Here is a 24,128-nt window from a genome sequence, read left to right as displayed (position 1 = left end):
TGACCGATCGATGTGACAGAGGTCATTCTCTGTGGAACCGCGCGTTCATGGGAGGGCGTGCGGTGCTACCGGAGGGATCTCGATGAGGCGCATCAACACCACGCTGGCCGGAGTTGCGGCCGCGGCGGTCACGATCACCATGACCGCCACCGTGCCGGGACTGAACGCCAGCAGCGCTGGAGCTGCCGCGGCCGAGACGGGTACGACGTACCTGGTCGGCCGCGGCGTCTCCGACTCGACCGGTGAGCCGGCCGAGACCGGGATGATGGGCTACGCCGACCTGACCCAGAACACCACCGGCCTGCACCTGCGGCCCCGGTCGCGGGCGTTCGTGATCGCAGACCCGAAGAGCGGCCAGCGGATCGTGCACGTCACCGCCGACGTCGGCATGATCTTCCAGTCGGTCCGCGACAAGGTGCTGGCCCGCCTCGACGAGCGCTTCGGCAGCCGCTACAACGAGCAGAACGTGATGCTCACCGCGACCCACACCCACGCCGGTCCCGGTGGCTACTCGCACCACACGCTCTACAACGTCACCACGCTCGGCCACCACGCCAAGACGCTGAACGCGATCGTCGACGGCATCGTCGACTCGATCGTGAAGGCGGACGCCGACCTGGCGCCGGCGCAGCTGACCCTCTCGCAGAACAGCCTCACCAACGCCAACGTCAACCGCGCGAGGACGGCGTTCGACCTCAACCCGGCCGCGGACAAGGCGCATTTCCCGAACGCGACCGACACCCTGAGCACCACGCTGCAGGTGCACCGCAGCGGCCGGCTGGACGGGATCATCAACTGGTTCCCGGTGCACGCGACGAGCATGTCGACCGGCAACACGCTGATCAGCCCGGACAACAAGGGGTACGCGTCGTACCACTGGGAGCGGCAGGTCCGCGGCGTCGACTACCTCGCCCAGCAGCGGCCGGACTTCGTCGCGTCGTTCGCGCAGACCAACGCCGGCGACATGTCGCCCAACCTGAACCTGGCGCCGAGCAGCGGGCCGACCGAGGACGAGTTCGAGAACACCCGGATCATCGGCACCCGGATGTACAACGCCGCCAAGAACGCCGAGGGCAACGACCCGGTCCGCGGCGGCATCGACTCCCGCCTGGTGTACGTCGACATGAGCGACGTCGCCGTCCGCGGCGAGTTCACCCCCGACGGCCAGCCCGGTCACACCTGCGACGCCGCGCTCGGCAGCCAGTTCGCCGGCGGCAGCACCGAGGACGGCGGCGGTGGCCTGCCCGGCCTGGACGGCAGCAACCCGATCGCGGCGCTCGTGTCCGGCCTGCTCTACACCGCGAGCCCCGCGCTGAAGGCGTGCCAGGCGCCGAAGGAGATCCTGCTTCCGGTCGGCACGCTCGGCATGGTCCAGCAGAAGCTGCCGGTGCAGCTGGTCCGGATCGGCGACTTCTACCTGATCGGCATCCCGGCCGAGGTGACGATCGTGTCCGGTCTCCGGCTTCGGCAGACCGTCGCCGAGATCGTCGGCGCCGACCTCGACCACGTGCTGGTGCAGGGCTACGCCAACGCCTACAGCCACTACCTGACCACGCCCGAGGAGTACGGCGCGAACCAGTACGAGCAGGCCAGCACGATCTTCGGCAAGAACGAGCTGCCGGCGTTCATGCAGGTCAGCAGCGAGCTGGCGACGTTGATGAAGGACGGCACCACGCTGCCGCTCGGCGAGAAGGAGCGGGACCGCACCCACGAGCAGCTGCCGACCCTGCAGGCCAACGTGGTCCTCGACGCGCCGCCGCTGTTCAAGAGCTTCGGCGACGTGCTGACCGCGCCCGCGGCGGAGTACACCAGGGGCCAGCAGGTGAGCGTGGTCTTCGCCGGCGCCCACCCGAACAACAATCTGCGGCACGGCGGCACCTACCTGACCGTCGAACGCAAGGTCGACGGGCAGTGGGTGCGCGTACACGACGACGGCGACTGGTCGACGAAGTTCCGCTGGGCCCGCTACGGCGTCGCGGCATCCAAGGTCACCATCACCTGGGACATCCCGCAGAACGCCGCGGCCGGGCTCTACCGGATCCGCTACTTCGGTGACGCCCGCGGGCTGCTCGGCAACATCTCGCCGATCTCCGGCACCTCGCCCCTGTTCACCGTCGACTGACCTCGACTGACCCGACAGACCCGGAAGGCGACTCACCATGCGTGCTCGCTCTGCTTTGGCCTGCCTTGCCGCGGCCGCCTGCCTCCTCACCACGACCGCTAACGCCGCGCCGGCCGGCGCGACGACGGTCACCCCGCCGCGCGTGAAGGTGCTGGCCAGCAACGTGATGCTGCTGCCGGAGCTGATCGGCGGCCTCAGCAACGGCACCCGCGCCGGCCTGCTCGCCAGCGCGCCGTACCTGGAGGGCTACGACGTGGTCGTGCTCTCCGAGATGTTCGACAACGGCCCGTCCACCACCATCAAGACCGGCCTGTCGGACCGGTACCCGCACCAGACGCCGGTGCTCGGCCGGTCCACGTCGGGCTGGGACGACACCCAGGGCGCGTTCTCCTGGCTGACCCCGGAGGACGGTGGCGTCACGATCCTCAGCAAGTGGCCGATCCGGCGGCAGGTCCAGTACGTCTACAAGAAGGGCTGCGGCGCCGACTGGTTCTCCAACAAGGGGTTCGTGTACGCCGTTCTCGACGTCGGTGGCCAGAAGGTGCACGTCGTCGGGACCCACGCCCAGGCCGAGGACTCGCTGTGCGGCGACGCCGCGGCGGTCCGGGCCTCGCAGTTCGCCGAGCTCAACGCGTTCCTCGACGCCCAGGACATCCCGCCGGGCAGCAGGTGATCGTCGCAGGCGACCTCAACGTCGTCAGGACCTCGCCGGAGTACGCGCAGATGCTGGCGCTCACCGGCACCGTCGCGCCGACCAGGTACGCCGGCGCGCCGTACAGCTGGGACCCGTCGACCAACTCGGTGGCCGCGAGCCGGTACGCCGGCTACCAGCCCGAGCAGCTCGACTACGTCCTCTACCGGCGGGCCAACGCGAAGCCGGCCACCAGAACCAACACGGTGCTGACACCGCAGTCACCGCCGTGGGAGTCGGGCGGGACCACCTACCGCGACTACTCCGACCACTACCCCGTTGCCGGCTGACCGGCCGTCCCGCAGGAGACCACGATGAACACTCGCACCCTCTTGGCCGGCACCGTCGCCGCCCTCGGCCTGACCGCTGGCCTACTCGCTCCCGCCAGCGCGGCCCCCGACACCGCCAGTGGACTGACGGCGGCCGCGGTGCCGTCGTACAAGAAGTACGTCGCGATGGGCGACTCCTACACTGCCGGCCCGCTGATCCCGTGGAACAGCACCTGGTGCTTCCGCTCGAACAACAACTACCCGGCCTGGCTGGCCACCGACCTCGGCCTCTACTACAAGTCGGGCGCCTTCAACGACGTCAGCTGCTCCTCGGCCGACACCACCAACCTGACCCAGTCGCAGCCGACGCCGACCGCCGACCTCCACTTCACGACGCAGGCGCCGCAGCTCGAGGCGCTTACCCTGGACACCGACCTGGTGACGCTCGGGATGGGCGGCAACGACTACACCGTCTTCGGCTCGGTGATCGGCTGCGGCGACTACCGCGACGAGGACCCGACCGGATCGCCGTGCCGCGATCACTACACGATCAACGGCATCGACACCCTCTCCGCGGCCCTGAACAACACCGGCCGCAACCTGGAGCGCTCGGTCGCGCTGATCAAGGAGCGCGCGCCCGCCGCCAAGGTGGTCCTGGTCGGCTACCCGCGGATCCTGCCGCCGACCGGCTACTGCCCGGACGTGGTCCCGTTCGCCGACGGCGACTACGCGTGGGCCGACTACCTCAACCGCAAGCTCAACACCGTGATGCGGCAGGCGGCCACCCGCAAGGGCGCGCTGTACGTCGACACCTACGGCCCGGCGCTCGGCCACGACGCCTGCGCCGGCGACGCCGCCTGGGTGCGAGGCCAGTCCACCGACCTGTTCGCCGGCGTCTCGTACCACCCGAACGCTGCCGGCATGCGAGCGATCAGCAAGCTGGTGCTGAAGGCACTCGGCCTGTCGACGTCCACGAACACGTCGCTGCGCAAGGCCCCGGCTGGCGCCGACACCTCGGCCGAGCTGAGGAAGCAACGCTGGGCGCGGCAGCACGCCGACGAGTTGGTGCCGACCGACTAGTGGTCACTAGTGGGTATCTCCGGAAGTTCGTCGGGGTCTGAGCGGCCAGGGCACGCACATCGCTGCGTTGTCGTCGGTCGACGGGCCACCGGCCCGCCTCCCTCCGACGCCTTGCGCTGCACGCACCCTGACCACTCAGACCCTCGACGAACTTCCGGAGATGCCCACTAGCGCGTGCGTCCGAGGTGGAAGACGACGATCTCGACGACGGCTTCGCGCACGTCGTACCAAACTCGATAGTCACCGACCCGCAGGCGGTACAAACCTTCCCCATAAGAGAATGAACCCGGCGGGTGCGGCTCGTCCGCTAACGCATCGGCGGCGTCGAAGGCGGCCAGCACGCCTTCCCGGTCGTCCTTGGCATACCGATGGGCTGCCGCCAGCGCCTTCGGCTCCCAGACAACGGTGGGGCTCACGCGTCGTCGCCGAAGACCAGCCGTCGCGCCTCGGCACTCGGAATACCCTCGGCAGTGTCACCGAGTGCCCGGCGCAGCTTGTACTCCAGGACCGCGTTCGCCTCTTCGAGGTCGGCAAGCTCCTCGGCGTTGATGAGCACCGCCGCCGGCTGGCCGTGGTCGGTAATCGTGATCCGCTCACGACGGTGGGAGGCCCGGCGCACCAGCTGCCCGAACCGGGCACGGCCTTCGGTGACGGGATAAGTGGCTGACATGCAATTAGTGTACAGACACTTGCCGGTTATGTAAGGCGTCCGCGCATGGACGTCCGCGGGGACGTCATACGGATCGACAGTCGTGGCGACCGGATCGTATGACGTCCCCGCGGAGGTTGAGGCGGGCGGAGCGGCTATGCCGGCTCGAGTTTGCGGACCGAGACCGGCTCCGGCGCGGCCTCCGGAGCTGGAGCGGCGTGGTCGTCGACCATCGTGGTCTCGTCGAACGGGTCGTTGCCGGCCAGCACGTTCCGCATCTGCACCTTGTCCAGGCCGCCCGTCCAGCTGGCGACGACGACGGTGGCGACCGCGTTGCCGGCGAAGTTAGTGACCGCGCGGGCCTCCGACATGAACCGGTCGATGCCGACGATCAGGCCGACGCCGTCGACCAGGTCCGGGCGGTGCGAGGAGAGGCCGCCGGCGAGCGTGGCCAGGCCGGCGCCGGTGACCCCGGCAGCACCCTTCGACGCGATCATCATGAACAGCAGCAGCGAGATCTGCTCGCCGATGCTCAGCGGGTTGCCCATCGCCGAGGCGATGAACAGCGAGGCCATGGTCAGGTAGATCGCGGTGCCATCGAGGTTGAACGAGTAGCCGGTCGGTACGACGACGCCCACGGTCGGCTTGTCCACACCGGCGTGCTCCATCTTGGCGATCAGCCGCGGCAGCGCCGACTCGGACGAGGATGTGGACACGATCAGCAGGAACTCGCGGCCCAGGTAGCGCAGCAGCGAGAACAGGTTGACCCCGCTGGTCAGTCGCAGCACCAGGGCGAGGACCACGAAGACGAACACCGCGCAGGTGGCGTAGAAGCCGAGCATGATCACCGCGAGGCTCTTGAGCGCGTCCAGGCCGGTCTCGCCGACGACGCCGGCGATGGCGCCGAAGGCACCCAGCGGCGCCAGCCACATGATCATCGTCAGCACCCGGAACACGAGCCGCTGCAGGTGGCCGACCCCGCGCAGTACCGGCTCACCGGCCGGGCCCATCGCCTGCAGGCCGAAGCCGATCAGCAGCGAGATCAGCAGCGTCTGCAGCACCTCGCCGGAGGTCAGCGCGGACACCAGCGAGTCGGGGATGATCGCGAGCAGGAAGTCGGTGGTCGACTCGTGGCCGGCCTCGGCCGCAGTCTCGTTGGCGGTGGCCGCGTCCGCCGGGTCGAGCTTCAGCCCGCTGCCCGGGTCGAGGATGTTGCCGACGAGCAGGCCGATGGCCAGCGCGAACGTCGACATCACCATGAAGTAGCCGAGGGCGAGGCCGCCGACCCGGCCGACCTTCGCGGCGCTGCGCACCGAGCCGACGCCGAGCACGATGGTGCAGAAGATGACCGGCGCGATCATCATCTTGATCAGGCTGACGAACGCGGTGCCGATCGGCTTGAGCTCCACCGCGAAGCTCGGTGCGGCGAAGCCGACGGCGATGCCGAGCAGGACGGCGACGATCACGGCGACGTACAGGTAGTGGGTGCGGTCCTTGGCTCTGGGCCTGGTGGTCCTGGCTGTGGTGCTCATGGTCTTCCTCCGGCGGCAGGGGCGGCTACTAGGGACTTCGACCATGGTGTTGAGCAATGTGACCGGGGTCACCCTTTCGTTCATTGAGTTCGTGATGCGCCGGAGACGGCACAATCACTGAGGTGAGTAGGCGTTGGCGGAGCTCTGTCGCGCAGCAGGTGTTCCTGCTGCAGACCCTGATCGTGCTCACGGTGGTCACCGCGTCCGTCGTACTCGCCTATCTGGAGGTACGCCGCGACCACCGCGCCGACGCCGAGATCCGGTCCACCGCGGTCGCCCTCGCCGTCGCCGACGCGCCCTCGGTGCTGCAGGCGCTGGACGACGCCGTCCCGTCGGACGTGATCCAGCCGTACGCCGAGCGGGTACGCCGCGACACCGGCACCGACTTCGTCGTGGTGATGGCCATGGACCGCACCCGCTACTCGCACCCGACCCCCAGCGAGATCGGCAAGAAGTTCATCGGCGACCTCGGCGACGCTCCTGAGGGCGAGGTGTTCACCCAGGAGTACAAGGGGACCCTCGGCCCGTCGATGCGCGCGGTGGTCCCGGTCTTCGACGGCGACGAGGTCGTGGCGATGGTCTCGGTCGGGATCACCTTGGAGAAGATCGAGGCCGCGCTGTGGGACCGGCTGCTGACGATCGTGCCGGCGGCGCTGGCGCTGCTGGCGGTGGGCGCCGCCGGCGCCTGGCTGATCAGCCGGCGGCTGCGCCGGCAGACCCACGGCATGGGCGCCCAGGAGATCACTCGGATGTACGAGTACTACGACTCGGTGCTGCACGCGGTCCGCGAAGGGCTGGTGCTGCTCGACGACGACGGCCGGATCCAGCTGGTCAACGACGAGGGCCGCCGGCTGCTCGGCGTACCCGAGGACGTCGTCGGCCGGCCGCTCGCGGAGCTCGACCTGCCGACGTCGCTGCTGACATCCGTCCGCGAGGGCACGTCGCCCGACGAGATCCACCTGGTCGGCGACCGGGTGCTGGTGGTCAACCAGGCGCCCGCGGTCTGGGAGGGGCGGGTGCTCGGCTCGGTGCTGACCCTGCGCGACCACACCGAGCTGCGCGCGGTCTCCGGCGAGCTGGACACCGTCCGCGGGCTGGCCGAGACGCTGCGCTCGCAGAACCACGAGTCCGCCAACCGGCTGCACACCGTGGTCTCGCTGATCGAGCTCGGGCGCGGGCCGGAGGCGGTCGAGTTCGCCACCTCCGAGCTGGCCGCCGCGCAGCAGCTCGCCGACCAGGTGACCGACTCGGTCGCCGACCCGGTCGTCGCCGCACTGCTGCTCGGCAAGACCGCGCAGGCCGCCGAGCGCGGCGTCGAGCTGATGGTCTCACCGGCCACCAAGGTCGAGAACCTGTTCGTCGCCTCGGGCGACATGGTGACGCTGCTCGGCAACCTGGTCGACAACGCCATCGACGCGGTGGCCAGCGCGGAGCCGGCGACGGTCACCGGGGACCGTCGGGTCGAGGTCTCGGTGGTCTGCGATCGCGCCGGCCTCGCGGTCGAGGTCGCGGACTCCGGCCCCGGCCTACCGCCCGGCGCGGAGGAGAAGATCTTCGAGCGCGGCTGGTCCACCAAGCGCGGCGACGCCTCGCTCGGCCGCGGTCTCGGCCTCGCCCTGATCGGCCAGGTCGCGCGGCGGTACGGCGGCGACGTACACGCCTCCCGCTCGCCGCTCGGCGGCGCGCTGTTCGAGGTCCGGGTGCCGCGATGACGGTCCGGGTGCTCGTGGTCGAGGACGAGGCGATCGCCGCCCAGGCGCACGCCGAGTACGTCGGCCGGGTCGCCGGCTTCGAGGTGGCCGGGATCGCTCGCTCCGGCGTGGATGCGCTGCGGCTGCTCGCCGCCGGGCCGGTCGACCTGATCCTGCTCGACATGCGGCTGCCCGACGTGCACGGGCTGGAGCTGCTGCAGCGGATCCGCGCCGACGGCCACCTCTGCGACGTCATCGCGGTGACCTCCGCGCGGGACGTCGAGGTGGTCAAGCGGGCGGTGGCCCAGGGCGTGGTGCACTACGTGCTCAAGCCGTTCACCTTCGCCGGGCTGCGGGCCAAGCTCGAGCAGTACGCCGCCTACCGCTCGCGGCTCAGCGCGAGCGGCACCGAGGTGGTGCAGGGCGAGGTCGACCAGCTGTTCGGGCTGCTGCGCACCACCACCGCCGACCTGCCCAAGGGCCTCAGCGCGGACACCCTGCAGGCGGTGACCTCGCTGCTGCGCGAGGGTGCTGCCCTGTCCGCGTCGGAGGTCGCCACCTCGGTCGGCGCCTCCCGCGTCACCGCCCGCCGCTACCTCGAGCACCTCGCCGACACCGGCCTCGCCGACCGCCAGTCCCGCTACGGCCGCGGCGGCCGCCCCGAGGTGGAGTACCACTGGCGCAAGCGGTAGCCGCGCTGCCCTGGCCACCGCCCAGGCTCGGTCGCCTGACGCTTTCTGACCCCTTGGGTGAGCCGCTACCACCGCGTCGAACACCTGTGCGGCAAGATGGCGACATGCTGCCCGGGGATTCTGCTGAACTGCGCAAGGCCCGCGGCGCCTACTTCACCCCTACGCCAGTCGCGCGCTTCATCGCTGAATGGGCTGTCCGCAGTCTTGGTGACGACGTCTTGGAGCCCTCGTCTGGTGAAGCCGTCTTCCTCCACGAGGTTGGTCGCCACGGCAAGCACAAAGGGCGGCTGGTCGGTGTTGAGCTACACGCAGCGTCCGCCGCGAAGTCCGAACACACACTCAAAGCCGAGGGAATCAAGGCCGAGATCCACGCGGGCGACTTCTTTCTCCACGACCAGTTTGGCTCCTACGACGTCGTAATCGGAAACCCGCCATACGTCCGCTACCAGGGCTGGAGCGGCGAGACCCGTACAAGGTCGCGGACGGCCGCCCTACGCGCCGGTGTCAACCTGACCAGGCTGGCTGCCTCGTGGGCCGCGTTCACGATCCACTCTGCGCTACACCTGCGCGCTGGCGGGCGGCTCGGACTAGTGCTGCCAGCAGAACTGCTGTCGGTCAACTACGCGGCACCCGTGCGCCAGTTCCTGCTTGATCACTTCGCCAATATCACCCTCGTCCTGTTCGAGCAACGGGTCTTTCCGGGCGTTGATGTCGAGGCAGTCTTGCTCTTGGCAGACGGGTACACTCCGGCTGGCGAGCGGGGCGCAGAGCACATGAACCTCTTTCAGGTGCACAACGCCGACGGGCTTGAGGATCTCTCAGTTGCCCGAAAGTGGACGCCGCCCAGCAAATCCGCGAAGTGGTCTGCAGGCATGTTGTCGCGGGACGGCCTGTCCGCGTATACACACGCCATCGGCCACGATGGCTTCACGACGCTCAACGCGTGGGGGGCCACGACACTGGGGATGGTCACCGGCAACAACAAGTACTTCACGCTGTCGCCATCCAAGGTCGACGAGCTGAAACTCGAGCCGTCGGACATCGTCCAGCTCTCCCCCCCGGGATCACGGCATCTTCGGACGCTGACCCTGACACAGGAGTCCTTGACGTATCTCGGCGAGGCGGGTCGGTCCACCTACCTGTTCCGCCCAACGGATGAGCCGTCGGCTGCCGCGTGGCGATACATCCGCGGTGGCGAGAACCTCGAAATCCACCGGGCCTATAAGTGTCGAGTTCGGTCGCCGTGGTGGCGAGTGCCAATGGTGCGGCCCGCCGATCTGCTGCTGACGTACATGAACGCCGACACCCCTCGGCTCTGCACCAATTACGCCGGCGCGCACCACCTGAACTCTGTCCATGGCGTCTACCTCCGTGACGACGTCCGAAGAGACGGCATGGATCTACTCCCAATCGCGAGTCTGAACAGCATCACGCTGCTCGGTGCAGAGACTGTCGGCCGGGCCTACGGCGGCGGCATGCTGAAAATCGAGCCTAAGGAAGCCGACCATCTGCCGATGCCGTCGCCCGCGCTCGTTCGCGAGCATCGCGATGCGCTGCGCGACCTACGACCGGAGGTCGCAGCCGCGCTTCACAGTGGGAGGCTGCTCGAAGCCGTAGCCCTCGTCGACGAACTCATCCTCGTCCGCGGCATCGGCATGGGGAGCAAACCAATTGCAGTTGTACGCCGCGACCATGCACAGCTCGCCGCGCGGCGGGCGGCGCGCGCGAAAGGCAACTGACCGTGTCCGACAAGAAGCCGAAGGAACCGACCACCAAGCAGAAGGCTTGGCCGCTCTTCGACGCCATCGTCACAGAGGCTCCGTTCCGGCATCTCAACCCATGGGAGGGCCGGGAGACCTTCGTTCCTGACTACGAGACGCTCGCGCGCCTTCTCGGAGTTCCCCTACTGCTCGACGCGGACACCACCTCCGGCGTCCCCGCGCTCGCATTTGACGTCTGGGTGGCATACGAGCTGAGGCGGGCTGGGCTGGACCCAGATGCAGTCTGGCCGCGGGAGCAGGCGCCGCGGATCATCGCCCGCGACATCATCGACTTCACGAACGCGCAGTACGCCAAAACCAAGGCGGAGATCTGGAGCCGGGTCAAGGAAGGTGGAACGTTCGGCGGAACCGTCGGCGCAAGCGCCAACCTACTCGGCAAGAACTATGTGAAGCAGGTCGACGTCATCATGAGTCACTGGTCGACCGGGCCAGAGATCATGATCTCCACCAAGCGTATGGACTCGTCATTCGGAAAGAACGCCGCCAACCGTGTCGAGGAGTCATACGGTGACGCGAAGAACCTTCGCCTCCGATACCCGCAAGCCGCCTGCGGTTTCGTGTACGCGCTCCGCTCGACCTGCTGGGACGAAACACCTGAGAAGGCCGCGTGGCTCGTTGACCTGCTGACCAAGTTGGGACGTGAGGACGATGCCTACCACGCTGTCGCCCTAGTCGTCCCTGAATACGGTGGCGAGTTGCCAGGCGAGGATCCGAACGATGCTGCACCGGTCGGCCAGCCCGTGGTCACCGACGCCGAACCCGAACCAACGCTTGCCCTCAGTGAGGTCAACCAACAGCTGACGTCGCTCCCGCGCGTCCGACTGAGGCATGACCTGGTCACCCCGGAGGTCGATCCGGCCCGCTTCTTTCGGGTGATCCTGAGTAGAGTTTTGGACAACACCCCTGTGGACTATCACCAGCGAGCTCGCAAGCTACGCGGCTGACAAGTTTCTCGACGCTGTCCGATCAGATATCTGGACCGGATCGGTCGGCGAGTCCCGTCGGCGGACACAGCCGCACGTCGACTCCAGAACCGGCCTGTGCACGGCTACGTCTGCCTTGCAACGCAGCGGAAGCCGGTGTCGTCGTCGTTCATTCTGGCGGAGGCGTCGTTGAAGGCGGACGGGGCGGCTCGGGTAAAGGAGCTTGTAAAGGCGCTGCCCTTGAGTTCGTGGCGGCCGGGTTCGGTCTCGGTTCGACACCACTCCCAGATGTTGCCGCAGAGGTCGTAGACGCCATATGGACTGGTGCCGGAGTGGTACCGATCGACCGGGGTCGTGGTTCCGGGGCCGGATTCGCGGACGTTGCACTTGGCGGGACTGGCGGTGTCACCCCACGGGTATGGCCGGCCGGAGGGTCCGCGAGCCGCCTTCTCCCATTCGTGGCCCGTGGGGAGGTCCTTGCCCGCCCAGGCCGCATAGGCGGTGGCGTCGTGCCACGTCACGAACACGACAGGGTGATTGTCAGACCCCGCGGGTACCTTCCCACCGTCCCAGTGGACAGGCGCCGGATGGCTGGTGGCCGAGAGGAAGCGGGCGTAGTCCTCGTTGGTGACGGGGTAGACGTCGATGAGGTACTCGTCGAGCCAGACGGGCTTGTCATCTGCACCGGAGAGAAGGACGCCGGCCTCGACCCGTTGCATGAGCTTTCCGTCGGCCGCGTGCCGGATCGCTGTCTCCTGCACGATCTCGTGTTCGGCCGGGGCTGATTCGACGGGTGACCGAAGAAGGACGGCGAAACGTGCCTTCGCCTCCGCGGCTGCCTTGGCGAGGGACGTGTCGAGCGCTGCCTGGTTGACCGGTCGTGGATGGATGTCCCCTCCGCCCGCTTCCCACTTGGAGACCATCCGGTCGCTGACTCCGAGGTGGGCGGCAAAGTCGCGGATACTCATTCGCTGGGCCTCACGCAGCGCGCGGACCTCGATGCCAGACCAGCGCCGGACTCCCGGCAACTGCTTTTCCTCGGATGTCATCGCGCGACAGGTTAACGCCCATCTCGGTCGAACCGGACACGCTGCATGCAGACTTCTTCGTCGCTCGTCGGTAAGCGTCAGAGTTCGTCGCCAGGGATCGCCAGATACCGATTGCTGAGCTCCTCAACGAGGTCGTGATCGCATGGAGCCTGGACGTCGTCGACCGTGTCGATCGGCCGGACACCAAAAGCGGCGTTGGTGGCGAACACCGCTCGCAGAGCACCGAGATCACCTAGGCATGTTGGCCTGGTTTCGACTCGTCCGCGGTGCGCTTGGCTGACGAGGGCCATCGTTACCCCAGGCAACACGTCGGCTTCCGGCCAGACCAGGGTTCCGTCGTGGTCGATGAAGCCGACGTTCCAGGTCCCACCTTCGGCCACATGCGCGTCGCTGTCGATGAAGAGGGTGTCGTCGAAGCCGGCCCGTTGGGCTTGGCGTCGATGGTGCAAGAGGCCGAGCAGACCAACATGCTTCACAGCGGGCAGGTCGCGCTGGTAGATGGCCGACTGAACCCGCATCGGTGGTTGAGGCATAGCGACGGCCGGCCGGACACTCACCAAGATCTTCGGAGCGTCCGCATCGCCGGGGCGGCCGAGGTTGAGCGTTGGGTCGAAGACGGTGACCCGCGCGACCGCCGGTTCCACTCGACTCCCAAGGACTTGCCGGACGAGCTGACGAACGTGATCGGTATCGAGGCTGGCGCCGAACAGCACGCCGCAGTCGCGCCGGAGCCGCTCAAGGTGAAGGTCGAGCCCGCGGACTCGGAGGTTCTCGACCCGCATCGACGTGAAATGGCCGTAGTTGGTGAGGGCAAGGGCCTGCATCTGCTCGACGGTGACCGGTGCGCCTTCGAGTTGAGCCATGGACGCGAGTCTTGCAGGTGATCACCCCTCGATCGGGCGTCGGAGTACCGAAGTTCGGCGGAAGTTCGGCACTGCGCGGGCAGGAGGACATTCCGCACATAGGTGTGCGCTTGTGACGCTATCGGGGTCAGCTCAACACGACCCTGAAGGACGTGACAGCCCATGAGTCAGATCCGGCCCTTGGTGCTTGGTTACCTTCGCGCCGACGCACTGGCCACCGACCGCGAGCTAGCCCTCAGCACCGCCGACCTGGCCGGATTCGCTGAGCGCCAGGGCTACACGCTTGGCACCGTCTTCATCGAGCGCACCGATCGCGTGCCAGCCGCGTTCGAGGCGCTCATGACCGAGGCGGCTCGCACAGGCGCCAGTGCGGTAGTGATGCCTGGGCCGGAGCCACAGTTGATGCCGTGCGCGTGGACGCGTCAGCCCCCGCCATACGCAGAGTCTGCGACTCGATGACTATCGCACTCGCCAACACCGAAGCGCGCTACCTGGGTCGCGGGCAGATCACTCGAACGTCGCGCGTCGGCGATAACTCACCACCCAAAGCCGGCGGAGCGGGCGTGCCGAACATCCCTAGAGGCCGCGCCCGGTCCGCCATGCCCCTTTGGCAGATCAAGGAGGGTGTGATGAAGACAGAGGCTGCGAGCTCGCTGCCAGTTTCGTTCCTGTGGCTGGAGGTCACCGGCAAGTGCCAGCTGGAGTGCGTGCACTGCTACGCGGACTCGGGCCCGGGCGGGCGCCACAGCTCACTGGCCGTGAAGAGGTGGCGAGACGTCATCAGTCAGGGAGCCGCGCTCGGCGTACAGATGGTGCAGTTCATCGGCGGCGAGCCGACCCTCTATGCCGGACTGCCAGACCTGATCGACCACGCCTTGGACCTCGACGTTGAAGTCGAGGTGTTCTCGAACTTGGTCCGCGTACCACCGCAGCTGTGGGCGATGTTCGAGAAGCCGGGGGTGCGCCTCGCAACCTCCTATTACACCGATTCCCCCGACCAACACACTGCGATCACGCAGCGCGATACGCATCGCCAGACGCGAGCGAATATCGGCGAAGCCGTACGCCGCGGGATTCGGCTTCGTGTTGGCGTCGTGGGTACGAGCGATGGTCAGCGCGTGGATCAGGCGTATCAGCAGCTCCGCGATATTGGCGTGGCTGAGATCGGCTTCGATGAACTGCGCGAGGTAGGACGGGGCGGCCGGTCAGGAGGCGGGGACGTTGAGCAGTTGTGTGGCAACTGCGGCCGCGGTGTTGCAGCCGTTGGTCCCAACGGGGACGTCTGGCCGTGTGTCTTCTCGCGCTGGCTGCCAGCGGGCAACGTCACAGACGCCAGCCTCGCCGAGATTCTCGATGGCGACCGCTGGCTGACAACTCAGCAACGACTCAGCGAGCAGTTCGCTCAGCGAGATGGTAGACACGACGCGGGCGGGGTTTCCTGGCCGTGTGTACCGAACATGTGCAACCCACAGTGCGGACCGTCATGCTCGCCTGCATGCGTTCCGGCCAACAACTGCCGGCCCGTCGGAGCTTGCGTGCCGAGCTACTACGGGTGAGGTGAGGCATTTGCTGGTTGAGCGGGTCACCGTCGATGCGCGGCGGCGCATAGCGTCATCGGCTGCCGACGCCTGGCCGTTCAACGTACCGGCGGTCCGCGCGTTGGCGGAGGGTGGATTGGCACTGACGGCGCCGGTGACCTTCCTTGTGGGCGAGAACGGCTCGGGAAAGTCCACGGTGGTCGAGGCGATCGCCGAAGGGTTCGGGCTGGACGCGCGGGGCGGCCGGGCGGGCCGAAAGTACGTCAACGACCGCCCCAAAACCCCACTGGGTGAGGCGATCAGGCTCGATTACACCCTGGCTGGCTCACGGATGCAGACCGGACCCAGATCGAAGAAGCGAGGCTTCTTCCTGCGGGCCGAGACAGCGTTCGGACTCCTCGGGTTCGTCAGTGGCATGCACGGCTACTGGGAGGACGACGTCACCGAGATGAGCCACGGCGAAGGCTTCCTGACCGTCCTGGAGTCGATGTTCACCCAGCCCGGTCTTTTCCTCATGGACGAGCCCGAGGCCGCTCTCTCTTTCAGCTCCTGCCTGCGGCTGGTCGGACTCATGCATCAGCTCGGAGAGATCGGCGCCCAAGTCATCTGCGCGACCCACTCCCCGCTCCTTGCGGCGACTCCCGGAGCGCAGATCATCCAGCTGGATCAAGACGGCATGCAGACGGCCAAGTGGGCGGACTTGGAACTGGTCGACCACTGGCGGCGCTACCTGAGCGACCCGAGCGCCTACCTTCGACACGTCATCGGCACCCCATGACGACACATGAGGCTGCCGACGAGCAGTTCCGTGCGTTCATGCACGAGAACCTGGCGCACGCGGCCGCCGTGCTGTCGGCCGAGGTCGCCGGCGAGCCGGTCTTCGGCTGGTACCTCCGGTCGATCGGGAGCCGGGTCGAGCACGCTGACCACGGGACCTGCTGGCTGCGGGTGCACTCCGAGCCGTTCGCGACCGCGTCCGGTGATACCTGGACTGGTACAGCGGACGCCGAGGGGATAGCCGATGTCGCCAAGCCCGAGTTGCTCGCGGCCCACGAGTGGGACGAGGAGTCCTATGGGCGGCGGCAGCGCGCCGAGTTGACCACGTTCGTCGCCGAGCAGCCGGTGTCGGGTGGCTCGGGCGAGGACATGGTCACGGCTCCGCCTGACCTACCCGGCCAATGGTGGTCCCATCTGCGCCGCAACCTTGACAGCGTCGCGGAGACGGTGACCACGCGCCAGCGGACGACGCAGGAGGTGATCACCCGCCGACTGCGGGTCTTCTGGGGTGACCGCGTGCCCTCTGATGTCGAGAACTGGGTATGCGCTCACGGTGACCTGCACTGGGGCAACATCACCGCACCCAACCTTGTGCTGCTCGACTGGGAGCACTGGGGCCTTGCGCCACGCGGCTACGACGCCGCCACCCTGCTCTGTCACAGCCTCCTCCACCCGCCGACGGCGCAGCGGGTGATGGACCAGTTCAGTCAGGTGCTCGACACGCCGGACGGCCGGGTTTCGCAGCTCGCGGTTGCTGCTCGGATCTTGCTCAGGGCCGAGCACGGCGAGTACGGCGCCCTGGTCCAGCCCCTGCACGACCACATCAGCAAGATCCTTCCCAGAAGGGGACGATAGGTAGTGAGCACTGATCGACGCCCTTCGAGCCCTTGACCATGACTGAACAGCACTCGGAGTTCGCTCCCGCAGACGACCTGTTCGTGGCGCTGGAGTCGATCCTTTGCATCAACGACGACTTGCCACGGCGGCAGGCTGCCCGTGAGCAGATGGAGCGACAAGAGAGGCACCCGACCGGGGACCACGGATGTCCCCAGAATCCTGGGGACATCCGCACCTGACTGAGTCGCACCCACAGTCTAGGTCATTTGACCAAGACACTTGACCGGAGCATGTGAGGCACGTCATGCTGGACCGCATGGCAGCTGGCTGGAGCAACTGGGCGGGTACCGAGCGGGTGACACCGGCGCGAGTGGTGACGCCGGCGTCGGCCGACGAGGTGTCGATGGCGGTGAAGGACGCGGTCCGTGACGGGCTGGCGGTCAAGGCGATCGGCTCGGGACACTCGTTCACCGGCGCGGCCCTGGCACCCGGCGTACAGATCCGGCCGGACGCGCTGGACGGCGTGGTCTCGGTCGACCACGAGTCCGGGCTGGTCACCGTCGAGGCCGGCATCCCGCTGCACCAGCTCAACCCGATGCTGCTGCGCCACGGGCTCGCCATGGAGATCCTCGGCGACATCGACCGCCAGACCATCGCGGGCGCGGTCTCCACCGGCACCCACGGCTCCGGCCGCAGCTTCGGTACGACGTCGACCCAGCTGCGCGGCCTGGAGCTGGTGCTCGCCGACGGCTCGGTCGTGACCTGCAGCGCCGACGAGCGGCCGGAGCTCTTCGAGGCGGCGCGCACCTCGATCGGCGCGCTCGGCGTGATCACCAAGGTGACGCTGCAGTGCGTGCCGCTGTACGCGCTCCAGGTCGTGGACGCGCCGATGCCGGTGGAGGAGGTCTTCGAGCGGTTCGACGAGCTGGTCGCGGCCGCTGACCACTTCGAGTTCTTCTGGTTCCCGCACACCACCACCGCGCTCACCCGCCGCTTCACCCGGCTGCCCGCCGACACCGAGCTGAAGCCGCTGAGCAAGCTCGGTCGCGCCATCGACGACAAGCTGGTCACCAACGTCGCCTTCGACGCGCTGCTCCGCTTCGGCACCCGGGTGCCCCGCGCGATCCCGGGCATCACCAAGTTCGTGACCAAGGCCGTCACCGCGCGCGAGTTCACCGACCACGCGCCGTACGTGTTCGCCTCCGAGCGGAACGTCCGCTTCAAGGAGGGCGAGTACGCCGTGCCGCCGGCCGCCGCCGTCGACGCCCTCCGCGAGATCAAACGCTGGATCGACAAGACCGGCGAGAAGGTGTCGTTCCCGTTCGAGGTCCGCTACGTGAAGGCCGACGACATCCCGCTCTCGGTGGCGCACGAGCGCGACGTCGTCCCGATCTCGTTCCACCAGTACCACCGGATGCCGCACGAGACCTTCTTCGGCGCCTGCGAGGACGTCTTCGGCGCGGCCGGAGGCCGTCCGCACTGGGGCAAGATGCACCGGCTCGACGCCGCGGCGCTGCGCGAGATCTACTCCCGCTTCGACGACTTCGTGTCCCTGCGCGACCGGCTCGACCCGACCGGCGTGTTCGCCAACCCCTATCTCGACCGGGTTCTCGGCCCGGCTCCGCAATCAACGAGCGAGGCCCGACGATGACCCTCAGCAAGCCCTACGGCCCGGCCCGCACTCTCTGGCCGGACCTGCTCGCCGCGACCGAGCACCTCGACCCACCGTTCGCCGTACTCGACCTGGCCGCGGTGCGCACCAACGCCCACCAGCTGGTACGCCGCGCGGCCGGCAAGCCGATCCGGGTGGCCAGCAAGTCGATCCGGGTGCGCTCGGTGATCCGAGACGCGCTCGAGGTCCCCGGGATGTCCGGCATCCTCGCCTACACGCTCCCCGAGGCGCTCTGGCTGGCCGAGGACCACGAGGACGTGGTGGTCGGCTACCCGACCACGCACCGCGAGGCGCTGCGGCGGCTGGCCAAGGACGACGAGCTCGCCTCGCGGGTCACGCTGATGATCGACAGCGCCGAGCACCTCGACCTGACCGCGGAGGCCGTCGGCGCCGACAGCCGAGGCGGCCCGCCGATCCGGATCTGCCTCGAGCTCGACGTCTCGCTCCGGCTGGCCGGCGGCCGGGTGCACCTCGGCGCCCGCCGGTCGCCGGTCCACTCCCCGGAGGACGCCGCCGCGCTCGCCCGCAGGGTCGTCGCCCACCCGCGGTTCGAGCTGGTCGGGCTGATGGGCTACGAGGGCCAGATCGCCGGACTGGGCGACAACCAGCCGGGGCTGCGCCGGTTCGCGGTCCGGGCGATGCAGGCCCGGTCGGCCGCCGAGCTCGCCGAGCGGCGCGCGGCCGCGGTCGCCGCCGTACGACAGGTGGCCCCGCTGGAGTTCGTCAACGGCGGCGGCACCGGCAGCCTGGAGCTGACCGCGGCCGAGGACGCGGTCACCGAGGTTGCGGCCGGGTCCGGCCTCTTCGCGCCGCGGCTGTTCGACTTCTACACCCGCTTCCGCCCGGAGCCCGCGGCGTACTTCGTGCTTTCGGTGGTACGCCGTCCCTCACCGCAGCACGCCACCGTCCTCGGCGGTGGCTGGGTCGCCTCCGGCGCCGCCGGCAAGGACCGGCTGCCGACCCCGGTCTGGCCGGAAGGCCTGTCTCTCGTCGATCAGGAAGGGGCCGGCGAAGTGCAGACGCCGCTGGTCGGCGACCGGGTCGACGAGCTCGGCATCGGCGACCACGTCTGGTTCCGGCACACCAAGGCCGGCGAGCTCTCGGAGCACGTCGACGAGGTCCACCTCGTCGAGGGGAACCGCATCGTCGATGTGGTCCCGACCTACCGCGGCGAGGGGAAGACCTTCCTATGACCACCACGACCGAGCACGCCGCTCCCACCGCAGCGGACCGGGCCGCGCGCGCCTCCTGCTTCGCGGCGTTCGCGATCCAGGGCTTCATGTTCGCCTCGCTGATCACCCGGCTGCCCACGATCAAGGACCGGTTCGACCTGTCGGACTACCAGGTGCTGGCCGTCCTCGGCGCGGTCTCGGTCATGTGCGCGGTGGGCAGCGTCGCCGCCGGCTACCTCGCGGTCCGGCTCGGCAGCGCGCGGGTCCTCCGGCTGGCGCTCGCCGCCGCTGCGGTGTGCATCGCGGCCGTCGCGCTGCCGGGCACCCTCGCCGTACTGCTGGTCGTGCTCGGTGTCTACGGGCTCTTCGTCGGCGCCATCGACGCGACGATGAACATGCAGGGCGTCGGCATCCAGGACCGCTACGGCCGCAGCATCATGGTCGGCTTCCACGGCATGTGGAGCCTCGGCGCGGTGATCGGCGGCGTCTACGCCACGATCACGATCGAGCTCGACCTGCCGCTGCTGGCCACGCTCCTCATCGTCACCGCGGTCGCGCTGCTGGTGGTCGCGCTGCTCACCCGGAGCCTGCTGGCGCACGCGCTTCCCGATGACGCGGAGGGTGGTCTCGACGACGTCGGGGGTCGAGCCAGTCGAGACCTGCTCGACCACCCGACCCACCACGTGCCGTGGGTGCCGGTGCTGCTGCTGGCGGTCCCGACCTTCGTGATGTGGTTCCTCGACGCCGCCACGTCGGCCTGGGGCGGCATCTACCTGATCGACGGCCTCGGCTCCTCCGACAGTGCCGCGCCGCTTGCGTTCACGGCGTACCAGCTGATCCTGCTGATCACCCGCCTGCTCGGCGACAAGGTCGTCCGCCGGTACGGCGCGCTGGCGACCGTGCGCGGCAGCGGCGTGATCTGCGTGGTCGCGGTCGCGATGGTCGTGGCCGCGCCGAGTGTCGGTGTCGCGATCGCCGGGTTCGGCCTGCTGGGCGCGGGGCTCGCCATGATCCCGCCGCTGTCGATGGTGGCCGCCGGCCACCTGGACGCCGACGGTGGCGGCCAGGCGCTGGCCCGGGTCAACGTCTCCAACTACGTCGGCTACCTGGTCGCCGCGCTCGGCATCGCGATCATCGCCGAGCAGGTCAGCCACCGCGCGATGTTCGTCCTTCCCCTCGTCCTCGCCCCGGTCCTCGTGCTGATGGCCGGCCAGTTCGTCCCACGCACTAGGAGCACCACGCCATGACCGCAACCACGAGCGACAAGGCCGCCAAGGCCCCCAAGCCGGCCGTCATCCAGGTCGAGAACCCGTCCACCGGCGAGATCATCCAGGAGGTCCCGGACCTCACCGAGGCCCAGGTCACCGAGCTGGTGGAGCGCGCCCGCGCGGCACAGCCGGACTGGGCGGCGCTCGGCTTCGACGGCCGGGCCCGCTACCTCAAGCGGATGCAGAAGTGGTTCCTCGACAACACCGAGCGGCTCACCCGCCAGATCCACGAGGAGAACGGCAAGTCGATCGACGAGGCCACGATCGAGGTGATGTACGGCGTCCTCGCCAGCTCATTCTGGGCCAAGCACGCCGGCAAGTACCTCGCCGACGAGAAGGTCTCCAGCCGGTCGCCGTTCGTGCTCGGCCGCAAGCTGGTGATCCGCTACGAGCCGCTCGGCGTGGTCGGGGTGATCGGCCCGTGGAACAACCCGCTGCTCAACAACTTCGGCGACGTCATCCCCGCCCTGGCCGCCGGCAACGCCGTCGTCCTCAAGCCGTCCGAGGTCACCCCGCTGACCTCGCTGCTGATGGCCGAGATGTGCCTCGCGGTCGGCCTGCCGGAGGGCGTGTTCGCGGTCGCCACTGGCAGCGGCGCTACCGGCGCAGCGCTGGTCGAGCAGGTCGACGGGCTGATGTTCACCGGGTCCACCCGCACCGGCAAGAAGGTGGCCGCCCGCTGCGGCGAGCGGCTGATCCCGGTCAGCCTGGAGCTCGGCGGCAAGGACCCCGTGATCGTGCTGGCCGACGCCGACCTGGAGCGGGCCGCCAACGTCACCCTGTTCAGCGCCATGCACAACTCCGGCCAGACCTGCACCTCCTCGGAGCGGGTGTACGTCGAGGCGCCGGTGTACGACGAGTTCGTGACGCTGATGACCGACCGGTTCAAGGCGCTGCGTGTGGGCGAGTCGACCGGCTTCGGCACCTCCGACTCCGGCTCGCTGACCTTCCCGCCGCAGCTCGACATCGTCAGCCGGCACGTCGACGAGGCGGTCAAGGACGGCGCCACCGCAGTCACCGGCGGCCGGGTCAAGGCCGGTGCTGGCCGCTTCTTCGAGCCGACCCTGCTGACCGGCGTCACCCAGGACATGGCCTGCATGCGCGAGGAGACCTTCGGCCCGACGCTGCCGATCATGAAGGTCGCCGACGCCGACGAGGCGGTCCGGCTGGCCAACGACACGGCGTACGGTCTGCAGGCGGCGGTCTGGACCAAGGACACCAGCAAGGGCGAGCAGCTCGCCCGCCGGCTGCAGGCCGGCACGGTGACCATCAACGACGCGCTCGCCAACTACTTCGCGCTGGAGCTGCCGATGGGCGGCTGGAAGGACTCCGGCCTCGGCGCCCGGCACGGCAAGGACGGGATCCGCAAGTTCGCCAACCGGCAGTCGGTGCTGGTCACCCGCTTCGGCATGAAGAACGAGCTGCACGGGATGCCGTTCAAGGCGAAGAACTTCAACGCCCTGCAGAAGCTGGTCGGCACCCTCTACGGCCACCCGCGCGATACGAAGGGCTGAGCGTACTCAGATGAACGACGACAGCGAGCTGGTGCTAGCGGACGTCCTCGTCGAGCCCGTGGAACGGATTCTGAATCGTGATCCCACCAAAGCTCTGCCCGTGCTGAAGGTCCTCGGTCAGCAGGACGTCGGCGCCGGCACGGCGCGCGGCCTCGACGATCAGGGCGTCCCAGAACGAGATGGAGTGACTGGACTCCAGGAGCGACGCGTCGAGGACCAGCGCGGCGTCCGGTGAGACCACCTCCCACGCTGCGTAGTCGGCGATCAGCCGTCGTGCCTCAGGAGCCGGCAAGGACGCGCGTGTCGACGGCCGTCGTGCCGACAGTGGCGTCCGAGGTCACCGGTCGTACAGCTCGTCACGTGTCCAATTGCGGCCACCGCACGGCGTTGCCTCAGCCATCGCCCTTCTGGCGCGCTCCCACGACGCGTCGTGTCGCTCCGCCTGATCGACGAGCTTCTCGAGCTGGTGCGAGACGAGCTGGCTCACCGATGTTCCCCGGTGCGCGGCGAGCACCCGCGCGCGGCGCACCACGTCGTCGTCCAGCTCGACGGTGAGGCTTCTCCTTGTCACAAACACAATGTGTCACGTGGCGCACGCGATCTCCACGTGCCAATTCCCTGACCCGAAAGGCCAACATGTCTGACTTCCCTCAGCTCCCCGCCGACTTCGTGTACGGCGTCTCGACCGCGTCGTACCAGATCGAGGGCGCCGTCGAGGAGGGCGGCCGCGGGCCGTCGGTGTGGGACACCTTCTGCGCCGAGCCCGGCCGGATCAGAGGAGGCGAGACCGGCGCGGTGGCCTGCGACCACTACCACCGGTACCCCGAGGACATCGCGCTGATGAAGGACCTCGGCGTCGACGCCTACCGGTTCTCGATCGCGTGGCCGCGAGTCCAGCCGACCGGGTCCGGGCCGGCCAATGCCGAGGGTCTCGACTTCTACGACCGCCTGGTCGACGGGCTGCTCGAGGCCGGCATCAAGCCGGCCGCGACGCTGTTCCACTGGGACCTGCCGCAGGCCCTCCAGGACGCCGGCGGCTGGCTGAACCGCGACACCCCGCAGCGACTCGCCGAGTACGCCGCGACCGTCGGCGAGCGGCTCGGCGACCGGGTCGCGATGTGGATGCCGCTGAACGAGCCGGTCGTGGTCACCATGTTCGGGCACGCGCTCGGCACCCACGCGCCGGGCCAGACCCTCGGCTTCGACGCACTGCCGGTCGCCCATCACCTGCTGCTCGGCCACGGGCTTGCGGTCGCCGCGCTGCGGGATGCCGGAGCGTCGAACATCGGCATCGCCAACAATCACCAGCCGGCGTGGGCGGCCTCGGAGTCCGCCGACGATGTGGGCGCCGCCGACCTGCTGGCCACGCTGACCAACTGGCTGTTCGCCGACCCGATCCTGCGCGGCGCCTACCCGGACGGCTTCGCCGAGGCGATGCCCGGCCCGGTCGACGACGACCTCAAGGTGATCTCGGCGCCGCTGGACTGGTACGGCATCAACTACTACCAGCCGGTCCTGGTCGGCGCTCCCGGCAGCGACCCCGTGGTCTCGCCGGTGCTGGAGGGCGCCACCGCCGCCGGCCTGCCCTTCGAGCCGAGGATGATCCCCGACGTCGACACCACCGACTTCGGCTGGGCGATCGTCCCCGACGGGCTGCGCGAGATCATCGTCGCCTTCAAGGAGCGGTACGGCGACGCGCTGCCGCCGGTCTACGTCACCGAGAGCGGCTGCTCCTACCACGACACTCCTGAGCCGGACGGCGGCGTACCCGACCAGGCGCGGATCGACTACCACGACGCTCACCTGCGCGCGGTCGCCCGGGCGATCGACGAGGGCGTCGACGTCCGCGGCTACTTCGCGTGGTCGCTGATGGACAACTTCGAGTGGGCCGAGGGCTACACCGAGCGCTTCGGCCTCGTGCACGTCGACTTCGACACCCAGGTCCGCACGCCCAAGGACTCCTACCGCTGGTTCCAGCAGCTGCTCAAGGCCCGTCAGACCTGAGCGC

The 24,128-nt window shown here is 68.7% G+C and carries 23 protein-coding genes; 16 read left to right on the top strand and 7 right to left on the bottom strand.

All coding sequences use genetic code 11. The features are described 5' to 3' along the window. Nucleotides 1-82 precede the first annotated feature (82 nt). From DDV73_RS01195 to DDV73_RS01185, 4 genes are read left to right on the top strand one after another with little or no spacing between them, the layout of a single operon-like run. Nucleotides 83-2,122, top strand: a complete 2,040-nt coding sequence (locus tag DDV73_RS01195) for a neutral/alkaline ceramidase (RefSeq protein ID WP_109505413.1) — start codon at nucleotides 83-85, stop codon at nucleotides 2,120-2,122. 37 nt (nucleotides 2,123-2,159) lie between these two features. Then, nucleotides 2,160-2,795 (top strand): exonuclease/endonuclease/phosphatase family protein, encoded by a 636-nt coding sequence (locus DDV73_RS01190; protein WP_206050638.1) that lies wholly within the window; start codon nucleotides 2,160-2,162, stop codon nucleotides 2,793-2,795. After that, complete coding sequence (locus DDV73_RS28575; RefSeq protein ID WP_338066369.1) at nucleotides 2,705-3,103, top strand: endonuclease/exonuclease/phosphatase family protein; 399 nt, start codon at nucleotides 2,705-2,707, stop codon at nucleotides 3,101-3,103. The genes DDV73_RS01190 and DDV73_RS28575 overlap by 91 nt, the downstream gene beginning before the upstream one ends. A gap of 24 nt (nucleotides 3,104-3,127) precedes the next feature. After that, a complete protein-coding gene (locus DDV73_RS01185) occupies nucleotides 3,128-4,162 on the top strand; it encodes an SGNH/GDSL hydrolase family protein (RefSeq protein ID WP_109505412.1) in 1,035 nt (344 codons plus the stop codon). Between the two features lie 167 nt (nucleotides 4,163-4,329). On the opposite strand, the gene DDV73_RS01180 is transcribed toward DDV73_RS01185, so the two are convergent. The 3 genes from DDV73_RS01180 to DDV73_RS01170 form a co-directional block, all read right to left on the bottom strand. Continuing rightward, nucleotides 4,330-4,578: a type II toxin-antitoxin system RelE family toxin gene (locus DDV73_RS01180; protein WP_109505411.1), complete on the bottom strand. Its 249-nt coding sequence runs from the start codon at nucleotides 4,576-4,578 to the stop codon at nucleotides 4,330-4,332. Then, nucleotides 4,575-4,832, bottom strand: a complete 258-nt coding sequence (locus DDV73_RS01175; protein ID WP_109505410.1) for a type II toxin-antitoxin system Phd/YefM family antitoxin — start codon at nucleotides 4,830-4,832, stop codon at nucleotides 4,575-4,577. The genes DDV73_RS01180 and DDV73_RS01175 overlap by 4 nt, the downstream gene beginning before the upstream one ends. Nucleotides 4,833-4,966: 134 nt before the next feature. After that, a complete protein-coding gene (locus DDV73_RS01170; RefSeq protein ID WP_109505409.1) occupies nucleotides 4,967-6,343 on the bottom strand; it encodes a cation:dicarboxylate symporter family transporter in 1,377 nt (458 codons plus the stop codon). 122 nt (nucleotides 6,344-6,465) lie between these two features. Between DDV73_RS01170 and DDV73_RS01165 the strand changes: the two genes are divergently transcribed. From DDV73_RS01165 to DDV73_RS01150, 4 genes are all read left to right on the top strand, one after another. After that, complete coding sequence (locus DDV73_RS01165; RefSeq protein ID WP_206050636.1) at nucleotides 6,466-8,055, top strand: sensor histidine kinase; 1,590 nt, start codon at nucleotides 6,466-6,468, stop codon at nucleotides 8,053-8,055. Beyond that, entirely contained in the window at nucleotides 8,052-8,726 is a 675-nt protein-coding gene (locus DDV73_RS01160; RefSeq protein WP_109505407.1) for a response regulator, read from the top strand. The genes DDV73_RS01165 and DDV73_RS01160 overlap by 4 nt, the downstream gene beginning before the upstream one ends. 104 nt (nucleotides 8,727-8,830) lie before the next feature. After that, nucleotides 8,831-10,465: an N-6 DNA methylase gene (locus DDV73_RS01155; protein ID WP_109505406.1), complete on the top strand. Its 1,635-nt coding sequence runs from the start codon at nucleotides 8,831-8,833 to the stop codon at nucleotides 10,463-10,465. A gap of 2 nt (nucleotides 10,466-10,467) precedes the next feature. Beyond that, the gene (locus DDV73_RS01150; RefSeq protein ID WP_109505405.1) at nucleotides 10,468-11,451 is read left to right on the top strand and encodes a hypothetical protein; all 984 of its coding nucleotides are present in this window, start codon (nucleotides 10,468-10,470) and stop codon (nucleotides 11,449-11,451) included. 104 nt (nucleotides 11,452-11,555) lie between these two features. Here the strand turns inward: DDV73_RS01150 and DDV73_RS01145 are convergent, their stop codons facing one another. Both DDV73_RS01145 and DDV73_RS01140 read right to left on the bottom strand, forming a co-directional pair. After that, nucleotides 11,556-12,479 carry an SUMF1/EgtB/PvdO family nonheme iron enzyme gene (locus tag DDV73_RS01145; protein WP_109505404.1) on the bottom strand — a complete coding sequence of 308 codons (924 nt, stop codon included), beginning with the start codon at nucleotides 12,477-12,479 and terminating at the stop codon, nucleotides 11,556-11,558. Between the two features lie 77 nt (nucleotides 12,480-12,556). Beyond that, the gene (locus tag DDV73_RS01140) at nucleotides 12,557-13,342 is read right to left on the bottom strand and encodes an aminotransferase class IV family protein (protein ID WP_109505403.1); all 786 of its coding nucleotides are present in this window, start codon (nucleotides 13,340-13,342) and stop codon (nucleotides 12,557-12,559) included. 455 nt (nucleotides 13,343-13,797) lie between these two features. On the opposite strand from DDV73_RS01140, the gene DDV73_RS01130 reads away from it, so the two are divergent. The 7 genes from DDV73_RS01130 to DDV73_RS01095 all read left to right on the top strand — a co-directional run bounded on the left by DDV73_RS01130 (nucleotide 13,798) and on the right by DDV73_RS01095 (nucleotide 22,120). Further along, the gene (locus tag DDV73_RS01130; protein WP_206050635.1) at nucleotides 13,798-14,898 is read left to right on the top strand and encodes a radical SAM/SPASM domain-containing protein; all 1,101 of its coding nucleotides are present in this window, start codon (nucleotides 13,798-13,800) and stop codon (nucleotides 14,896-14,898) included. 1 nt (nucleotide 14,899) lies between these two features. Beyond that, entirely contained in the window at nucleotides 14,900-15,658 is a 759-nt protein-coding gene (locus DDV73_RS01125; RefSeq protein ID WP_420818463.1) for an AAA family ATPase, read from the top strand. Continuing rightward, nucleotides 15,655-16,512: a phosphotransferase family protein gene (locus DDV73_RS01120; protein WP_109505401.1), complete on the top strand. Its 858-nt coding sequence runs from the start codon at nucleotides 15,655-15,657 to the stop codon at nucleotides 16,510-16,512. The genes DDV73_RS01125 and DDV73_RS01120 overlap by 4 nt, the downstream gene beginning before the upstream one ends. Nucleotides 16,513-16,810: 298 nt before the next feature. Beyond that, nucleotides 16,811-18,145, top strand: coding sequence for a D-arabinono-1,4-lactone oxidase (locus DDV73_RS01110; RefSeq protein WP_109505455.1), 1,335 nt, complete (start codon nucleotides 16,811-16,813; stop codon nucleotides 18,143-18,145). Then, the gene (locus DDV73_RS01105) at nucleotides 18,142-19,359 is read left to right on the top strand and encodes an alanine racemase (RefSeq protein WP_109505399.1); all 1,218 of its coding nucleotides are present in this window, start codon (nucleotides 18,142-18,144) and stop codon (nucleotides 19,357-19,359) included. Before DDV73_RS01110 ends, DDV73_RS01105 begins: the two co-directional genes overlap by 4 nt. Next, nucleotides 19,356-20,585 (top strand): MFS transporter, encoded by a 1,230-nt coding sequence (locus DDV73_RS01100; protein ID WP_109505398.1) that lies wholly within the window; start codon nucleotides 19,356-19,358, stop codon nucleotides 20,583-20,585. The genes DDV73_RS01105 and DDV73_RS01100 overlap by 4 nt, the downstream gene beginning before the upstream one ends. Next, on the top strand, nucleotides 20,582-22,120 hold the full coding sequence (locus DDV73_RS01095; protein ID WP_109505397.1) for an aldehyde dehydrogenase family protein: 1,539 nt from the start codon (nucleotides 20,582-20,584) through the stop codon (nucleotides 22,118-22,120). The genes DDV73_RS01100 and DDV73_RS01095 overlap by 4 nt, the downstream gene beginning before the upstream one ends. Nucleotides 22,121-22,154: 34 nt before the next feature. Here DDV73_RS01095 and DDV73_RS01090 read toward each other — a convergent pair whose 3' ends face one another. Further along, nucleotides 22,155-22,412: a PIN domain-containing protein gene (locus DDV73_RS01090; protein ID WP_161962252.1), complete on the bottom strand. Its 258-nt coding sequence runs from the start codon at nucleotides 22,410-22,412 to the stop codon at nucleotides 22,155-22,157. A 45-nt stretch (nucleotides 22,413-22,457) separates the two neighbouring features. Then, on the bottom strand, nucleotides 22,458-22,691 hold the full coding sequence (locus tag DDV73_RS01085; protein ID WP_154402562.1) for a DUF6364 family protein: 234 nt from the start codon (nucleotides 22,689-22,691) through the stop codon (nucleotides 22,458-22,460). A gap of 65 nt (nucleotides 22,692-22,756) precedes the next feature. Between DDV73_RS01085 and DDV73_RS01080 the strand changes: the two genes are divergently transcribed. Beyond that, nucleotides 22,757-24,124: a GH1 family beta-glucosidase gene (locus tag DDV73_RS01080; RefSeq protein ID WP_109505394.1), complete on the top strand. Its 1,368-nt coding sequence runs from the start codon at nucleotides 22,757-22,759 to the stop codon at nucleotides 24,122-24,124. Nucleotides 24,125-24,128 lie beyond the last annotated feature (4 nt).

It is taken from the genome of Nocardioides speluncae (assembly GCF_003121585.1).
Lineage (GTDB): Bacteria > Actinomycetota > Actinomycetes > Propionibacteriales > Nocardioidaceae > Nocardioides > Nocardioides speluncae.
The sequence above is the reverse complement of the archived record's forward strand: the minus strand, read 5'-3'. Positions and strand labels throughout refer to the sequence as shown.

Excerpts from the sequence above, each read along its gene's own strand:
- DDV73_RS01120 (WP_109505401.1), top strand. The coding sequence starts at position 15,655 with ATGACGACACATGAGGCTGCCGACGAGCAGTTCCGTGCGTTCATGCAC.
- DDV73_RS01160 (WP_109505407.1), top strand. The coding sequence starts at position 8,052 with ATGACGGTCCGGGTGCTCGTGGTCGAGGACGAGGCGATCGCCGCCCAG.
- DDV73_RS01130 (WP_206050635.1), top strand. The coding sequence starts at position 13,798 with ATGACTATCGCACTCGCCAACACCGAAGCGCGCTACCTGGGTCGCGGG.
- DDV73_RS01175 (WP_109505410.1), bottom strand. The coding sequence starts at position 4,832 with ATGTCAGCCACTTATCCCGTCACCGAAGGCCGTGCCCGGTTCGGGCAG.
- DDV73_RS01185 (WP_109505412.1), top strand. The coding sequence starts at position 3,128 with ATGAACACTCGCACCCTCTTGGCCGGCACCGTCGCCGCCCTCGGCCTG.
- DDV73_RS01080 (WP_109505394.1), top strand. The coding sequence starts at position 22,757 with ATGTCTGACTTCCCTCAGCTCCCCGCCGACTTCGTGTACGGCGTCTCG.
- DDV73_RS01095 (WP_109505397.1), top strand. The coding sequence starts at position 20,582 with ATGACCGCAACCACGAGCGACAAGGCCGCCAAGGCCCCCAAGCCGGCC.
- DDV73_RS01190 (WP_206050638.1), top strand. The coding sequence starts at position 2,160 with ATGCGTGCTCGCTCTGCTTTGGCCTGCCTTGCCGCGGCCGCCTGCCTC.
- DDV73_RS01170 (WP_109505409.1), bottom strand. The coding sequence starts at position 6,343 with ATGAGCACCACAGCCAGGACCACCAGGCCCAGAGCCAAGGACCGCACC.
- DDV73_RS01110 (WP_109505455.1), top strand. The coding sequence starts at position 16,811 with ATGGCAGCTGGCTGGAGCAACTGGGCGGGTACCGAGCGGGTGACACCG.
- DDV73_RS01195 (WP_109505413.1), top strand. The coding sequence starts at position 83 with ATGAGGCGCATCAACACCACGCTGGCCGGAGTTGCGGCCGCGGCGGTC.
- DDV73_RS01100 (WP_109505398.1), top strand. The coding sequence starts at position 19,356 with ATGACCACCACGACCGAGCACGCCGCTCCCACCGCAGCGGACCGGGCC.
- DDV73_RS01145 (WP_109505404.1), bottom strand. The coding sequence starts at position 12,479 with ATGACATCCGAGGAAAAGCAGTTGCCGGGAGTCCGGCGCTGGTCTGGC.
- DDV73_RS01140 (WP_109505403.1), bottom strand. The coding sequence starts at position 13,342 with ATGGCTCAACTCGAAGGCGCACCGGTCACCGTCGAGCAGATGCAGGCC.
- DDV73_RS01105 (WP_109505399.1), top strand. The coding sequence starts at position 18,142 with ATGACCCTCAGCAAGCCCTACGGCCCGGCCCGCACTCTCTGGCCGGAC.
- DDV73_RS01155 (WP_109505406.1), top strand. The coding sequence starts at position 8,831 with ATGCTGCCCGGGGATTCTGCTGAACTGCGCAAGGCCCGCGGCGCCTAC.